We start from the raw sequence: 16,931 nt of genomic DNA on the forward strand, positions 1-16,931 counted from the left end.
CAGTACCTCCAGTAATCGAGGCATTTCCACTAATTTCTCTATTGATGAGATATCTTTTACATCGCGTTCTACTATTGCTTTGATATAAGATTTAGCCCAAGCATTTCGTCTTTCAAAAGTAGGTCTCGTTAACATTTCTGGATATCCACCAGTCAGAGCCTGTGAAATAATGTCTGATTGCTCTGAACGTGTTGCTTGATTTGGCCAGGACTGGTCTAAGGCATATTTTATAAAGTGATTTTCTCTATGTTGAATTTCAGCCAGAGAAAGTGGAAATAAGGTTAATATTTCCATTCGACCAGCCAAGCTATCTCCAATTTGAGGTAATGCGAGTAAATTGGCTGATCCAGTTAATAAAAAGCGGCCGGACTGTCTGTTTTCGTCAATTGAACGTTTTATCGCACGGAGTAATTCTGGCGCTCGTTGAATTTCATCTATGATTGCTTTATCGATTCGATTAACAAAACCCACAGGATCTTGTTTTACTGCATTAAGAATATTGTCATCATCCAATGTGAAGTAGGGTAAGGAAGGCGAGTATTCTTTGACTAAAGTGGTCTTCCCTGATTGCCGAGGCCCGTTTATTAAAACAACGGGTGTATCCTTCATGGCAATTTCCATTCGACTTTTAAGTTGCCTTGGAAAATTATTTTTTTTCGTATTCAAGAAGGTATCCTAAGTTTCGTCTAATATGGATTATGATTCCGTCCATTATGGATTATAGATTCGTCCAAAATGGATTATAGGTTCGTCTAATATGGATTATAGGTTCGTCTAATATGGATTATAGGTTCGTCCAAAATGGATTGCAAATACATTTAGTTCAATTAAAAAATATTTGGGACGAAAGGGACAAGAGGGACGCCCGCGTCATTACTGGGCTAGACACGTCCCTGTCTTATTTTGGAACCATGGGACGTATGGGACACCTTCATTTTTAAAGTGATTTTCAATACCAATCAATATCATTTGATAACACCTCTTTTAATTCGAACTTTTTTGCTTGACAGAGTTTTAGCAAATCAGCAATACTCTGGTCGAGCTTGAAGTTAAAGCCAGACCTGCTAACCATTCCTAATGGGCAGGAAAGAGTCGCAAGCATCGCTCAACTGTTTAATACAGTGTGCTGTGTTTGTTAAATAATATTAATCAAAGGATTGCATAATGAAAAATACATTAAAAAGTCAGCTCTATGCTGAATGTATTATGAAACGGAGGTATTCATGTCTTCACCAAAAACAACTCGGTTACACCTATTAAATGAATTTGAGTTAGCCCCCCAATCAGCTCTCTTTAATCAACACACCATTGCCGCAGTTCTTAGTTGTTCTACTCACTTGCTTGAACGTAATCGTTGGGCTGGTGGCGGTGTCCCCTACATCAAAATTGGTCGTAAAGTTCTATATCGCAAAAGCGATGTTCTCGAATATATTCAACAGAAAATTTATAGCTCAACAAGTCAACAAAGCTATTCATAGCACACATCAACTTGTCTGGAATTAAATATCAGCAAAGGTTGCCTTGTGTCGTCTTTGCAAGCCTATGTTGGAGAATATTATGAGCAACAATCAAATTATCGCTTTTGATGCAAAAGTCAAACAAGCCGACCACCAATCGCAAATAACCTATTGTGACTATGCCGGTGGCAAGTTTCAGATAAACAATAAAGGCGTATTTTATTTGGGTAGGGATAAAGATAGCAATGAACTTGCACCACGGTGGATCTGTTCGCCACTGTACGTAACTGCAAAAACGCGTGATGCGCATAATGGCGAATGGGGTCGCTTATTAGAATGGCAGGATGATGATGGCATAACGCACCAATGGGCAATGCCACTGGCCTTATTGCAAGGGGATGCCTCAGAAGTACGGCGAGAGTTAGTAAGATTAGGTTTAACCATTTCGCCAGGTCACCATGCACGGGATTTATTAACATCTTATGTGCAAGTCTTTCCGGTAGAAGCGCGAGCACGTTGTGTAGATAAGCTAGGTTGGCATAACAAAGTATTTGTTACACTTAAGCAGGCTATTGGCCAATCGGAAGAAAAAATCGTTTTTCAAAATACCAATGCCATTGAATCATCACTATCAACCTCAGGGAGTGCTGAAGAATGGAAAAACTCTATAGCCAAGTTTGCCATAGGTAATTCAAGACTGGTGTTTGCTATTGCCAGTGCCTTTGCTCCAACCATTGCACGGCTTGCTGGTGAAGACTCTGGTGGTTTTCATTTTCGGGGTGCTTCATCTTCTGGCAAAAGCACGGCACTTAATGTGGCTGCATCGGTATGGGGTAAACCTAATTCATATATACGCTTATGGCGTGCCACTGCTAATGGCTTAGAAGGATTGGCAGCAATGCATAACGATGGCTTATTGATTCTTGATGAGCTCAGTCAGATCGATCCTCGGGAGGCGGGTGAAGCTGCTTATCTGCTTGCAAATGGCCAAGGCAAAAATAGAGCCTCAAAGCTAGGTACGATTAAAGCCGCGAATAAGTGGGCTTTGATATTTCTATCAGCAGGTGAAGAATCTCTTGCTACCTTAATGGCACGAATTGGCCAGCGTTGTAATGCAGGGCAAGAAATTCGCTTAGCGGATATTGAAGCTGACGCGGGTTGCGGCATGGGACTATTTGAAACCTTACATCAACAACTAAGTCCAGCTAGCCTCGCGCTTACGCTTAAGAACTATTCAAGCAAGTATTACGGGGCAGTGGGTGAAGCATGGCTACAGTTTGTGGTCACAAACCAAGATGTTCTTGCTCGGTTGATTAACCAAGGGATCCAGCAGTTTGTCGATACGGTTATTGATTCGAATGTAACCGGTCAAGTCATCCGCGTGGCCAGACGTTTTGCTTTAGTGGGTGCTGCGGGTGAGCTTGCTACTCAATTTAATCTGACTGGTTGGCAGAAAGGTGAATCTTACGCTGCGGCAAAGAAATGCTTTAAAGCATGGTTGCTTGCTTTTGGTGATAAGGGTAATCGGGAAGACCGTGCCATTAAAGCGCAGGTAAGGGCATTCTTTGAGCTGCATGGTGCCAGCCGGTTTGATAACGCTAATGCTCCTAATAATGAGAAAGTCGTTAATCGAGCAGGTTTTTATCGAACTGATGACGAAGGTTTTCGCCGCTTTATGGTATTGACTGAAGTGTATAAAAATGAGCTTTGTCAGGGCTTTGATCAACGCACAGTAACCAAAATATTATTAGAGTGCGGTTGGTTGATTCCAACCAATGATGGTAAGGCATCCCACAAGCCAAGAATCAAAGGGGTTGGTACGCCACGGTTGTATGTCTTTTCTAAACAAGTACTGGATGCCGAATAGTTAATTATTGGGGCGCTTTTGGGGAGGACTTTATGTTTTATACATTGAGCACCGCAGGTGCGAATAAGCGAAGTGAATTAGGTAACCTGCTTGCAGGTTAGCTAACTTCACCTATCTTGCCCTGTATTTTTAAATTTATTTTGGAACCACAATTTGGTAATTATTCGTAATTGTTCGTTATATAACGATTAATAACGAAAATAATCATGAATAAACAAAAATAAATAATAAATTACCGAAAATTACCAAAAAGGGAGTAGCTAGGTACCTAAAAGGTCGAAAATAAATAGAAATAAACATAAATACCTATCCCTACGCCCCGCGGCTTTGTCCGCGGGGTCCAGAGATCTTGAATAGGGCATATGGATCCTGCGGACAAGCCGCAGGACGTAGAAGTTGGGTGAGTAGTTACAAATAAACAATAAACCTCAAAGGATTGAATAACCATTTTTACGGTGAATCGATAATGAAAAAATCCTTAACAGAAAACATAATGACTTCTAAACAGGGTCGACAAAGAATGAACGCCAGAAAAAATAAAGTAGCATTCCTGGCTATGCGCGAAGACATTTCCGAAGCCTTGGAAAAAGGATGGTCGATTACTATCATATGGGAAACGCTTAGGAATGAGGGGAGCTTCACAGCAACTTACAATACGTTCAGGTTATACGTATTGAAATACTTGAATGGTCAAAAGCCTGGGTATTCACAAAGGGATGTCAGTGATCAGCAACCGAAGGGACTGGCCATAAATCAGGACAAAAAGAAAAAGGCAACTGCTATGCCTTCATTTACTTTTAATCCTATATCCAATTTAAAGGAATTATTATGATGGAATGGATTTTTATTGGTGGGTATAGGTTTCAATAAGTCCCATATGCCCCACCTTCATGGCACAGGGTGGGGGCGGCTAAAACCTAGTAGTGACGCGCCAGCCCCAAATGTCCCCTTTGTCCCTGAGATATTGGACAATATGCTTACGTGAATTTATGTTCATAAATTATACATGTTATCAGTCGAGTTTGATCCCATTGATTCCGAAATTATGAATCAAACTGCACCTCCAGGGAAAAAAGCAAGGCTTGACCCCGTTGACGCTACTTAGGTTAGTTAATCCTGTGGGTAATTATGATAAGATTATGAAAATTTGAAGTATATATTCATATACAAGAAGTCATGGGGCAGTAATTTTAAAAACTCAATCGTGATTTAAATTTAATGCATTATTCTATAGGGCTAGCGGAATTTCACCTAGAAAACGATAAATGTATCGAAGAAATGAGTTTCTATAATAATGTTATTCAGTTATTACTAATTTAGTACTCTTTGAGAAAGTTTGAGGGACATATGCCATTGTCAGGAAACTGCATAATATTTTTGGAAACTGGTTTTTTTAAAAGATACAAACCTACAGATGAGGGGTATAACACTTTATTTAATTACGCTAAGAAAGGGGGCGTTATTTTATGTACATCTAGTTTATGTCTAGAAGAATGGCGGACAATAAAAGTAATGGATTTAGTAAATAACCTAAATACATTAAGACATAAAATATCTTCACACCGAGGTACAAATTATTTCTCTCAATTATTACTGAATTCAATTATATTTGAGGAGTTTGATGATGTTGCTTATCTTTCCGAAAGAAGTAAAAACGTTGTCCAAGAGTTTCTAGAAAAGAACAATATAAAAGATTACCCACCATTAGAAAAACATATTGATTTGACTTGGGATGCTTATTTTCACGGTAGACCACCCTTCAAAGATAGAAAAAATCGTCAAGATATTCCTGATGCATGGATATACGAGGCGGCTAAGAACGCTCTAGAGACACCAGAACATGAAGGGTATGAATTTCGATATGCTTTGTCAAATGATAATACTATGTCAAAGGCTCTTCAAAGCTTGGGCTATCATCCTATAACGCTTGAGGAACTGCTTGATATATTGCGTAAAGAAGAAGCTGGGATATCTCAGCCAGAAACAGAACTAGATACTCAAGAATTAGAATTAAATGTGCAGGCGGATAATGATAACGTAGAAAATAACCCGCTTGATCGACTTCTTGCAAAAGCAATTTATAAACAAGATAGTGAAATTTATTTGCGGCTATTGGGTTATTTAGTAGCATTTGATACTCCAACACATGACGTACTCTTTCAGATGGTAAGTTCGAAGGGGTACAACCTTAAACGAGTAGAGGCATGTGCAGTATTACTTTCAGGAGAACCCAATCCCTATATTAAAGATCTCGGAACTCGTTATATCGTCGGAGATAAAGAAGTTTGTCATGCTGCTAGTGAAAGAGTGATGGATGAAATCATTGGAATGTTGGAGTAAGAGTAATCATGGATCTTAAACAAAAAAAGAAAATTATTGGTTTTCTTATTACTAAGGCAAATAAAGACCCGCGTGCTCTTAATGCAATTGAAAGCGAGCTTAAAAAAGCAGCTGGAGAGTTAAAGTCGAGCATTGAATTCGATGCTATCTCAGAACAAATTGCAATCCTAAAGATTATAGCCCGGCTCTTTCCTAAAGAGGTTGTGTCAATATATCTTGAATTCCTTCCTCGCTTAAATTCCATTGAGTTAAGTTATACAGAAATCCCTAATATTTCATTAGATAGTTTAAAAAGCATAGACACTAAGGAAAAATTAATCATTCAAATATTTAATGCCTTAGAAACTGTACGTTATCATGACATTGAAAAAATTCTAAATATTCTTTTTGAATATGCTATTCATGAGGATGAAGAGGTTAGGAAGCAAGCAACTAGGGGACTTGAAGCCATTGCTCAATATAATTTAGAAGTCTTTTCTGGTGATGGAAAAGAGTTTCATGGTTTAGGATGGTGGCCACAAGAAAAAATTGTTGAAAAAATTCAATCTTTTTCTAAAGAGGAAAGGAAAATATATTTGAATACTATTTTTTCGTGTATTCAAAAAGTTCTATCTCCTTCAATTGAAGGCGCTTCGTGGGGATACGATACTGTCACACTTAAAACAGCATCTGTACCTCCAGAAGAAGGACTAATCAAATTACGGCAGAATGCTTTAAAACTTTTAAAAGAAATTTACTTCGAACTTGCTAATCCTGAGACCAAAAAAAAATTATTGGATGTGATGCTTACAGCTACAAGGTTTTCTAGTGCCTCCCAGCGAACCAAACAAATAGAACAAATGATAATAGATAATACAACGTTTGTTCTGCAATTTATGAGTGACTGTATTGTTGAATCAGAAGACCTCCAAGTACTACAAACTATAGAGCATAATGCCTACTGGCTTTACTATCATTTAGGCAGCTTGAGTCCCGATGTAAAAAAAGCGGGATTAGTAGTCAAAAAGAAACTGAATGATAATGAAGAATTTCAAATATTTCGTGTACTCATTGGGTTTGAAAGTATTTTTCATGACTGGGAAGGAGAACGGATAAAAGAGCATTTTGAACAAGAAAGAAAAATAAGGGAAGAAAAGATTATTGAGCTTGTTCGAGATATTGATGACCAAAATTATGCAGTCTGGAAAGGCCGAATTTTTCAATATGCTGCTATTCGCTCAAATGATATGGCGACCTTTCCTTATTTTGGGAAGTTCTTAGAGTGTTTGGGAAAAGAATCGTCTGAAATCGCGATACAACTGCTATCAGAGTTTCCCGAAGAACTTGAATGGTTTATTGTTCCAATTCTACGAGGAGTTGAGCAGAGCCCTAAAAAGAATGTGCTTTCTAGCCTTATTTCCTCTTGGATTAGAGATGGTGTTTTTTTTCTTGCTCTTACAAGGTTCTTGCAATTTACCACCAGCTTTAAACTATCGACTCTAAAAAAATTATTTGATAAAGCTAAGCTATCAGAAAATACTCATCTTTTAAGTCAAATAATTGCTACTTCAGCTGCACAACATAAAAACAGTGATAATAAACTCATTAATAAGGTTATGATACCTGCCATTGAGAAATGCACAGAACTACGATACCCAAATTGGATATTTGATTTGTGGTTCAGTAAAGAGTATGTCAGTGTATTCGATAAAATGGATGCAGGTAACTATGATGTTGTTTTAACAAATCTACTTTGCCTAAAAAAAATTGGTCATGAAGCTGAAGAGATCTTATTACCCATTGCTCAACAGGTACCTCGAAGGATAGTGCAATTTTTCTGTGAACGCATCATTCTCCCTCAGGAAAAGTCTGACGATAGATTTGAGGCTCTTCCATTTCAATTTAGCTCGCTTTCTGAGCCTCTTTCTAAAGTTCCAGAGCAGATAATTGAATTAATTCTATCTTATAAGAAATTTGACGATAGATTGTTTACTTATAATGCTGCAAGGCTATTAAATTTAATTTTTCCAAAACTTGAAGAGCAGCCTGTTTTTGAAAAATCGCTGATTCAGCTTGTGAATACGGGTGATGATCTTACGCTCTTTTTTATTGCCGATATATTACGTGGTTATGATGGTAATAAATCCATATATCCAATATGCAAAGAGTTGATCAAGGTTGCGAATAACAACGAGGATTTACTTAATGCCGTAGCCATTGCTTTGCAATCAACGGGAGTTGTTGAGGGTGCAGAAGGTTTTATATACATCTATGAAGAAAGAATGAAAGAAATCGAACTATGGTTAGAGGAACAAAATCGTGATGTGGTTCTTTTCGCTAAAGATTACATAGCATCACTTAAGAGGCAAATTGAGGCAGAAAAACAACGCACATCAGAAGATGAAGCGTTGAGAAGACATCAATATGGCTTAGATGATGAGCAAAAATAATAGGAACGATCGAAACTCAATCCCCCTGATTAAAGCTGGGTTATGCTGGCTTAATAAGCTTTCAAGAAAAAAAGTACATGGCTCTACCCCAAATAAGGGGGCATTTTAATCAAGTTAGTCTAGACTAACCCTTTGATTTGACGGTCAAAAGGAAGATTAAAATGCCTAAGAAAGATTGTATCCTAAATTTGCCTGGATATTCTATTAAAAGAGTAAGTGGAGAAAACCCGGTATACATAGAGGTAAGCTATCGCTGGGTAGTTCGCTGTATTCATTGTGGTAATAAGAAGTTACGTAAAAAGGACAGTTTTATAAGACGAATCCGTCATGAATCGATTGGATTGCGACGTAGTTATTTGTGTTTAAAAGCTCATAAGTATTATTGTCCATCATGTGGTCGTTATTTTAATCAGCGATTTCCTGGGATAGGGAAACATCAAAGAGCGACGGAGAGTTTACGAAAACAAGTATTTCACTATCACAGTAAGGGAGTGAGTCAAAAAGATTTGTCTCGGGACTTAAAGCTGGGCAAATCGACTGTAGAGCGTTGGTATCACTATGGTTATGAGCTCCGTTATAAAAAGATATCGAGACGCTCTTGTCCTCGGATATTAGGCCTTGATGAGCATTCATTTAATAGAAAGGTTGGGTATGCGACAACCTTTTGTGATTTAGCCAAGCACAAAATCTTTGATGTGGTTGAAGGGCGTAGTGCTAAAGACTTAGAGAGCTATCTCAAGACCTTAGAGGGGCGGGATAAAGTGCTTGTTGTGTGTATTGATTTAAGCAGCAGCTATCGCTTATTAATAAGACGTTATTTTCCTAATGCAAAGATAGTGGCTGACCGTTTCCATGTGATTCGCTTGTTGAATCAGATGAGCCTCCAGACTTATCAACAGATTGACCCTCAAATAAAGTATCAACGTGGTCTATTAGCTGCATTAAGAACGAATGAAGCCAATTTAACGATAAAACGATTAAATAGAAGAGCCAGCTATTTACAGCACCAGCCAGCAATTGCGGCTATCTATCACTTTAAGCAACGTCTCCATCGACTCCTGATGAAAAAGCATCGGACAGCAAAGCAATGTAAGCGTTTACTGCCTTTGTTTCTTAAATACGTAACGCTTTTAAAAGAAAGTCCTTTTGAGTCACTAAAGACTCTAGGTAAAACATTATACCAATGGCGTGAAGAAGTGGTTAGAATGTGGCGGTTTACTAAAAACAACGGCATTACGGAAGGGTTTCATCGTAAAATGAAACTGATTCAAAGACGTGCTTACGGGTTTAGAAATTTTGAAAATTACAGGTTAAGGGTTAAAGTTTTGTGTTCTTGATTAGTGCCCCCGGAAATGGGGAAGAGCCATGGGGAAGAGCCAGTTCTTATGTTCTAGATAATCTTTTAACCAAATGCCACTTAAGGTTCCAGTTAAAGTAAATAAGCCTATAAGGAAGTTACCCATAATCTGTCTACATTGTGTCTACATGACTTTTTCAAATTTTCCAAAAACTACCGTAACTACTTGATTTTATTGGTGGGCCCACTAGGACTTGAACCTAGGACCAACGGATTATGAGTCCGCTGCTCTGACCAACTGAGCTATGGGCCCGGAGAGGTGGTCATTTTAAACTTAATTGGTTTAATGTGCTAGTTTTTTTTGTTTTTTTTAAAGATTTTTATGTGTTTGAAGAAAGGGGGAGGAAATTCTATTATCTTTGGGGATAGGAAGAATCCCGCATTATGCATTGCGCAAATGCGGGCTTTGTTTCGTGATAGGCTTTTAGCCTTCATCGCCTTCTAAGAAGCTTCTCAGTTTCTCTGAGCGAGAAGGGTGGCGCAGTTTGCGGAGCGCTTTGGCTTCGATCTGACGAATTCTCTCGCGAGTCACATCAAATTGTTTGCCCACTTCCTCCAGGGTATGGTCGGTATTCATTTCGATACCAAAACGCATACGCAGTACCTTGGCTTCTCTTGGGGTTAAGGTTTCCAAGATTTCCAGAGTTGCTTCGCGTAAACCTTCGGCAGTTGCCATATCAATTGGCGATTCGATGTTGTTGTCTTCAATAAAGTCACCTAAGTGCGAATCGTCATCGTCACCGACTGGGGTTTCCATGGAAATGGGTTCTTTGGCTATTTTTAAAACTTTGCGAATCTTGTCCTCGCTCAATTCCATCTTTTCTGCGAGTTCTTCAGGGGTGGCTTCACGGCCAGTTTCTTGAAGAATTTGTCTGGAAATGCGGTTGAGCTTATTGATCGTTTCGATCATGTGTACCGGGATACGGATGGTACGTGCTTGATCGGCGATGGAGCGGGTAATTGCCTGTCTAATCCACCAGGTTGCATAGGTAGAGAATTTGTAACCACGGCGGTATTCAAATTTGTCTACTGCTTTCATGAGACCGATGTTACCCTCCTGAATCAAATCAAGGAATTGTAAACCACGGTTGGTGTATTTTTTCGCGATGGAAATAACCAAACGTAAGTTGGCTTCAACCATTTCCTTTTTGGCGCGACGTGCTTTGGCTTCACCAATAGACATTTTGCGATTGATGTCTTTAATTTCTCCGATCGTCAAACCATATTCCACTTCGAATGCGACCAAACGAGATTGGATGCGCAAAATTTCGTCGGTGTTTTCCTGGATACGAACCAAATCGAGCTTTTTGCCGTGTTTGGCAATAATACCATTGAGCCACTCCATGTCGGTTTCTTGACCTGGGAATGTATCAATAAACAGTTTACGTGGGATACGCGCTCTTTCAATGCAAAGACGCATAATACCGCGCTCGAATTCTCTAATGTGGTTACGCAATTGACGGAAATGACGCGTTAAGCGATCAACTTGTCTGGAGGTGAGCTTAAGCTTTAAGAACGATTCAGACATTTTCTCCATAGCTTTAAGCGTTTTGGCATGTTCTCTACCATGCTCTTTTAACGCCGCAATGGCCTCTTCAAACGTATCGCGTAAGTCATCAAAATAAATTTTGGCTTGCTCTGGATTGGGACCATCATCGACTTCGCCAATACCGCCTTCGCCATCTTCATCTTCTTCATCAGACAACAGTAAGTCATCAATTTGTTGCTCTTCCAGCATGGAGCCAATGCTTGCAGCGGGAGCTACTTCATCTTCAACGTCAGAGAAGCCACTAATAATTTCATTGAGGCGAATTTCTTGGGCATTAAAGCGCTCGTAATCATCAAGTACTAATTGAATCGTTTCTGGGTAACTTGCCAAAGATTTAAGTACTTGGTAAATCCCTTCTTCAATGCGTTTCGCAATGCGGATTTCACCTTCGCGGGTTAACAGTTCTACTGTACCCATTTCACGCATATACATGCGAACTGGATCCGTTGTGCGTCCAGTTTCCTTGTCCACAGAAGCAAGTACCATTGCGGCTTCTTCGATATCAGGTACTTCTTCTGTATTAAGCAGAAGTGCCAGTTCATCATCACCGGGGGGTAACTCAAATACCTTGATGTTCATGCCTTCCAGCATGCTGATAATGACATCAAAATGTTCTGTGTCGACTATATTAGGCAATAGGTCATTGATTTGGCTGTAAGTCAAGTAACCCTGCTCTTTTCCCAAGCTAATGACTTTGGTTATCTGTGAGCTTTGCTGTTCTTGATCGTTCATGGTCATAGGCACTTCTCTAGGGACAATTAGACACAATCCTAAAAAACAAACAAACCATGTAGTATTTAAAACACCAGTTTGAAATGATTGCTTCTTTAGGATTACAAAATCTTACAATTATAGACCGGTAGTTTGCAACATACTAGTAATTTTTCACTGCTTTTTTTAGAACATCCTATTTATGAGGCTTGGGTTCATTATGATCAAGCGTCGCATTACCATATTTTATACAAAATGCACAATAAAATCCATTTTGTGGTTGTTGACAGATCAATTGTCAGCATTTAGAACCCAGGTGCAAGAGAGAAGATAGCGAAATATTTACACGCCTCTGTTTCAAATATGTCGTTCTTTTAACATCTCTTGCAATTGTATTTTTTCTTCCTCATTCAACCCTTGCTGGCGTGATTTATTAATTAGCTGGCGTATGGTTAATTCACGATTTTGTTTTTGTAGAAACAGGATAATATCAATGAATTCTTTGACTAATTCTTGTTCGGGAACCAGGTGATCCCAGGCCGCAAGTTTGTTCATGGACTCAAAATAAGGATGATTACGCCACGATTCAATTAATGTTGCCGTAGTGGCTTGCGGGTTTGCTTCCAGTTGTTCTAACACGCTCAGTAAAATTTCATGTTCTTTAGCATCGAAAAGTTCAAGGTTGATTTGTTGTTTAATCTGGGTATAAATTTCCGGATGTTGTAGGAGCAGGGCAACTGCAATACGCATCGGTGTACGGGCAATGGTCATGGCCTGTTCTTGCGGGGGTGTTTTAGACTCCTCAGTAACTAACTGAGTTAAGCGGTGGGTTTCGATATGAGTTAAACGCGCCAGATCTTCAATAAGGAGTTGTTTATATGAACCCTCATCCATTTTTTGTAAAAAGGGTTTAGCCAAATTAATGAGTTGAGTTTTGCCTGCGGGTCGAAGTAAATTGAGGTCTTTGGCTAAGTTATCAAAAAGAAAACGGTGCAATGGGGTAGCTTGCTTGAGCCGTTTTAAAAAATTGTCTTTACCTTCCTCACGAACCAAACTGTCCGGATCGTGCCCATCGGGTAAGAACATAAAACTGGCATCCAGCCCTAAATTTAAATGCGGCAAGCTGCTTTCAAGGGCACGCCAGGCTGCTTGTCTTCCAGCATTATCGCCATCAAAACAAAAAATTAATGACTTGGTATGTTTGGCAAGCAGTTGAATGTGATAGGTACTGGTCGCAGTGCCTAAGGTGGCTACTGCATTCATAATTCCATGTTGGGCTAATGCAATCACATCCATGTAGCCCTCAACCACAATAATGTACTCTACTGCCTTTTGTTGGCTTAGAATTTGATGTAAGCCATACAATTCTCTGCTTTTTTGAAAAATGACGGTTTCAGGAGAGTTAAGGTATTTGGGTTTTTGTTCCTTATCCAGTACCCGTCCACCAAAGCCTATAATGCGCCCATGGCGGTCATGAATCGGGAACATGACCCGGTTACGGTACCGATCATAGATTTTTCCGTCTTCATTTTTAATCAACATTCCTGTGGCAAGCAATTCACGTTGATTACGGGGGAACGCTTTTTCAAGATAGTGCCATCCTTCGCTTGCATAACCTAATTGATACAGTTTGGCGATTTCTCCGCTTAAGCCTCTACCACGCAAATAATCAATCGCAGGTTGCCCTTCATGCTTTAATTTTTTTTGATAATGCAGACTTACTGCCGACAAGAGCTTATAAAGATCCTGAGAGGAATTATTTTTCTCAGTTTGTTTGTCCCGTGGAATCGTTAAGCCTGCACGAGTAGCCAGAGTTTCCACTGCATCAACAAATCCCAGATTGAGGTAGTTCATAACAAAACTGATGGCATTCCCTGAGGCACCGCAACCAAAGCAGTGATAAAATTGCTTTTTGGCAACCACATTAAATGAAGGGGATTTTTCATTATGAAAAGGACAGCAAGCAAGATGGCTGTTCCCTCGTTTTTTCAAGGGAACATAGCTGTCAATTAATTCAACCAGATCCGTGCGGTGGAGAAGATCATCAATGAATGGCTGCGGGATTAAGCCAGACATAGGGATCCTTAGCTTAGCTTAGCCTTAATCATGGCACTGACTTGCGCCATATCAGCACGTCCTTGCAAGCTGGGCTTTAAAAGTGCCATAACTTTACCCATGTCTGCCATCTTTTCAGCGCCAGTTGAGGAAATCGCCTCTTGAACCATATTGTCAATTTCTGCAGCAGATAAAGGCTCAGGCAAATATTTCTTCAGGATATCCAGTTCAAATTGTTCTTGGGCAACCAGATCATCACGGTTTGCTTTTTCATATTGCGCAATCGATTCTTTACGTTGCTTGCTCATTTTATCTAAAATAACCAACATACGCTCATCATCTACTTCAATACGTTCATCGACTTCAACTTGTTTGACGGCAGCAGTAATTAAACGAAGTGCGGCTAACAATTCTTTGTCTTTAGCTCGCATTGCATCTTTAACATCATTATTGAGACGTTCTTTAATAGTCATTTTTTATTCCTTAAAATCGAATGAGCGGCTCGGCCCTATGTAAGGAAACCTCTCTCCTCACTACAATGAGTTTTGGAAGAAGTTTAATCTATTCTAAAAAGCGAAAGGCCACGAAATACAACATCATAATCATCTATCAAATTGTGACTATGCGAAGTACATGTGGCCTAGTAAAAAATACAGGACAGGCAAAAATCCTATTTACGTCGGCGTTTGCCGCCTTGTTGTTTTGCTGTCATATCACGAGAAATTTTCTTCAGATGACGTTTTACTGCAGCAGCTTGCTTGCGCTTACGTTCAGCAGTTGGTTTTTCATAAAATTCACGACGGCGTAACTCGGTTAAAATACCGGCTTTTTCACAAGAGCGCTTAAAACGGCGCAGTGCGTATTCTGGATTTTCGCCTTCTTTGACGCGAACTGTAGGCATTAAATAGTCCTCTGGTTATTTGATCTTAATAGGTGGGCAATTCTAGTGCTAGTTGACGCACTCGTCAAGTTTTAAATCAACAATTTTATTTTTTAATAATTATAGCTTGAATATTTGGTTATCTGAGGAAAGTACACGTCTCAGGGCTACGCTACTGCGGTTAAGCGTGAACGTAGACGATTGAGGAGAGGCTAGTTGAAACTGGTATCGAGCAGTGAATTTTCCGCCTCCGCTGCGTTTCACCCAGTCTATATGATATATGGTACAATGGCTGAATTTTTATATCAGGTTCTTCTTATGTTGGTTTTAGGTATTGAATCCTCTTGTGATGAAACTGGGGTAGCCATTTATGATTCCAATGCTGGTTTGTTAGCGCATGCGTTGCATTCGCAAATTGATACCCATCGAGTGCATGGTGGTGTGGTACCTGAGCTGGCTTCCCGGGATCATATTAATTATTTGGTGCCTTTACTCGATAAAGTATTACAACAGGCAGGTCTTGATAAAAAAGCATTGGATGGAATTGCTTATACAGCAGGACCAGGGCTAATTGGCGCATTACTGGTTGGTTCCTGTTTTGCCAAAAGCCTGGCCTATGCATTACAAATTCCTGCGTTAGCCATTCATCATTTGGAAGCTCATCTTTTGGCGGCAAAAATGGAAACTCCTTCACTCGAATTTCCTTTTATTGCGCTTTTGGTATCCGGTGGCCATTGCCAATTGGTTGAAGTCAGCGATTTGGGGAAATACAGTATACTCGGTGATACTCTTGATGATGCTGTGGGTGAGGCGTTTGATAAAACCGCCAAGTTAATGGGAATACCCTATCCTGGAGGTCCGGTACTCGCAGCGCTTGCAGATCAATGTGAATCAACTCCTTATCGTTTTCCACGTCCTATGACCGACCGCCCCGGCCTTGAGTTTAGCTTTAGCGGTTTAAAAACATTTGCCTTAAATACTTGGAATCAAAGTGCAAAAGATGAACGGGCACGAGCTGAAATTGCCAAGGCATTTCAGCAAGCCGTTGTCGACACCTTAATGATTAAATGCAAGCGCGCGGTACAAGAATCTGGGTGTAAGCAATTGGTAGTTGCAGGGGGAGTTGGAGCGAACAAAGCGTTACGTTCAGGCTTAAGTGAATGGATTCAGAGTATTGGCGGGACGATTTATTTTCCCGCTTTAGAATATTGTACCGATAATGGTGCGATGATTGCTTATGCAGGATGTTTGCGGATGTTAAGGGGAGAGAAGGATTTTAGTACTGGCGTAGAAGTTAAGGCAAGATGGCCTTTGGCTTAATTTGTTTTTCTATTTTCCAATTGGGTTCGTCCATTCTTTAATCTCATGGACGAACTTCAATGAGCATTTCCTTATTATTCCTCTTTAGGCGTCTTGGTTTTTGTTTTGGACGCGGCTGGTTTTTTAGTCGTCTTGGTTTTCTTTTCAGGTGACTCGGCCTTTTTGCTGGTTGTTTTTGTAGTTTTAGTTGTTTTTGTTGCTTTAGGTGGAGTCACTATGGTTTCGGTAATGGTGATGGTTTCTACCTCAATTTCTACTTCTGGTACAGATGGCTCTGCTGTTCTAGCTGGTGTCGCAGCCTCTGGCGGCTCATCCTGCATAATCTCGTTAATCACATTATTCTTTAATTTAATTTTTGGTTCTTTTTTATCAATAAGTCGAACAATATTGTCTTTGTGCTTGTAGAGCACTAAGAGGGCCATGATGAAAATAGGGGGGAAAATATCCAAACGTTGGATAAGTAACAGCGAATAAAATGGAGAAAAGCCTATAGCTGTAATGGATGCTAAAGAGGAATAGCGGGAGAATTTAGCAACCAACAACCAAGTTGCTGCGACTAAAACACCGACAAGAAAATGAAAACCCAAGAGCGCTCCAATTGCCGTTGCAACCCCTTTTCCTCCTTTAAAGTCAAAGAAAACCGGATACATATGGCCGATAACTGCTGCTAAAGCAGTAAACCCTACTGTGGCAGGGCTGGCATCCAAGAGTTTGGCGATGAGTACAGGGATAGTACCTTTGAGTATATCGGTAACCATAACCAGGGCTGCATATTTTTTTCCTGCAAGCCGCAAAACATTGGTGGCACCAGGATTTTTTGAACCCTCAATCCGTGGGTCAGGCAAAGAAAACGTTTTACTCACAATGACTGCAGAGCAAAAAGATCCCATTAAATAAGCAAGAACTACCAAGAATATGAACAATATCACCGATTGCTCCTTTTTCGGAAAGTCACTTATTATTGAA

General features: G+C 39.8%; 13 protein-coding genes and 1 tRNA gene. 7 read left to right on the top strand and 7 right to left on the bottom strand.

All coding sequences use genetic code 11. The features are described from left to right. The coding region (locus OQJ26_RS12970) for an ATP-binding protein (RefSeq protein ID WP_265704190.1) at positions 1 to 666 on the bottom strand (666 nt) is incomplete at its 3' end. A 557-nt stretch (positions 667 to 1,223) separates the two neighbouring features. Here OQJ26_RS12970 and OQJ26_RS12975 point away from each other — a divergent pair. From OQJ26_RS12975 to OQJ26_RS13000, 6 genes are all read left to right on the top strand, one after another. After that, positions 1,224 to 1,478: a MerR family transcriptional regulator gene (locus OQJ26_RS12975; protein WP_265704191.1), complete on the top strand. Its 255-nt coding sequence runs from the start codon at positions 1,224 to 1,226 to the stop codon at positions 1,476 to 1,478. Between the two features lie 79 nt (positions 1,479 to 1,557). After that, positions 1,558 to 3,324 (top strand): DUF927 domain-containing protein, encoded by a 1,767-nt coding sequence (locus OQJ26_RS12980; RefSeq protein WP_265704192.1) that lies wholly within the window; start codon positions 1,558 to 1,560, stop codon positions 3,322 to 3,324. 466 nt (positions 3,325 to 3,790) lie between these two features. Further along, entirely contained in the window at positions 3,791 to 4,156 is a 366-nt protein-coding gene (locus OQJ26_RS12985; protein WP_265704193.1) for a TraK family protein, read from the top strand. 515 nt (positions 4,157 to 4,671) lie between these two features. After that, positions 4,672 to 5,664, top strand: coding sequence for a PIN domain-containing protein (locus OQJ26_RS12990; RefSeq protein WP_265704194.1), 993 nt, complete (start codon positions 4,672 to 4,674; stop codon positions 5,662 to 5,664). Between the two features lie 8 nt (positions 5,665 to 5,672). Then, positions 5,673 to 8,093 carry a hypothetical protein gene (locus tag OQJ26_RS12995; RefSeq protein ID WP_265704195.1) on the top strand — a complete coding sequence of 807 codons (2,421 nt, stop codon included), beginning with the start codon at positions 5,673 to 5,675 and terminating at the stop codon, positions 8,091 to 8,093. A 161-nt stretch (positions 8,094 to 8,254) separates the two neighbouring features. Continuing rightward, positions 8,255 to 9,430 (top strand): ISL3 family transposase, encoded by a 1,176-nt coding sequence (locus OQJ26_RS13000; protein WP_265704196.1) that lies wholly within the window; start codon positions 8,255 to 8,257, stop codon positions 9,428 to 9,430. A gap of 196 nt (positions 9,431 to 9,626) precedes the next feature. Here OQJ26_RS13000 and OQJ26_RS13005 read toward each other — a convergent pair. The 5 genes from OQJ26_RS13005 to rpsU form a co-directional block, all read right to left on the bottom strand. Continuing rightward, positions 9,627 to 9,703 (bottom strand) — tRNA-Ile (locus OQJ26_RS13005). Between the two features lie 171 nt (positions 9,704 to 9,874). Then, entirely contained in the window at positions 9,875 to 11,737 is a 1,863-nt protein-coding gene (rpoD, locus tag OQJ26_RS13010; RefSeq protein WP_265704197.1) for an RNA polymerase sigma factor RpoD, read from the bottom strand. Between the two features lie 330 nt (positions 11,738 to 12,067). Continuing rightward, on the bottom strand, positions 12,068 to 13,786 hold the full coding sequence (gene dnaG / locus OQJ26_RS13015) for a DNA primase (RefSeq protein ID WP_265704198.1): 1,719 nt from the start codon (positions 13,784 to 13,786) through the stop codon (positions 12,068 to 12,070). 8 nt (positions 13,787 to 13,794) lie between these two features. Next, entirely contained in the window at positions 13,795 to 14,238 is a 444-nt protein-coding gene (locus OQJ26_RS13020; protein ID WP_265704199.1) for a GatB/YqeY domain-containing protein, read from the bottom strand. Positions 14,239 to 14,435: 197 nt separating this feature from the next. Beyond that, positions 14,436 to 14,666: a 30S ribosomal protein S21 gene (gene rpsU / locus OQJ26_RS13025; protein ID WP_010652681.1), complete on the bottom strand. Its 231-nt coding sequence runs from the start codon at positions 14,664 to 14,666 to the stop codon at positions 14,436 to 14,438. A 297-nt stretch (positions 14,667 to 14,963) separates the two neighbouring features. Between rpsU and tsaD the strand changes: the two genes are divergently transcribed. Next, positions 14,964 to 15,965, top strand: a complete 1,002-nt coding sequence (tsaD, locus tag OQJ26_RS13030) for a tRNA (adenosine(37)-N6)-threonylcarbamoyltransferase complex transferase subunit TsaD (RefSeq protein ID WP_265704344.1) — start codon at positions 14,964 to 14,966, stop codon at positions 15,963 to 15,965. Positions 15,966 to 16,039: 74 nt separating this feature from the next. Here tsaD and plsY read toward each other — a convergent pair whose 3' ends face one another. After that, positions 16,040 to 16,894: a glycerol-3-phosphate 1-O-acyltransferase PlsY gene (plsY, locus tag OQJ26_RS13035; protein ID WP_265704200.1), complete on the bottom strand. Its 855-nt coding sequence runs from the start codon at positions 16,892 to 16,894 to the stop codon at positions 16,040 to 16,042. Between the last annotated feature and the right edge of the window lie 37 nt (positions 16,895 to 16,931).

It is taken from the genome of Legionella sheltonii, assembly GCF_026191355.1.
Lineage (GTDB): Bacteria > Pseudomonadota > Gammaproteobacteria > Legionellales > Legionellaceae > Legionella > Legionella sheltonii.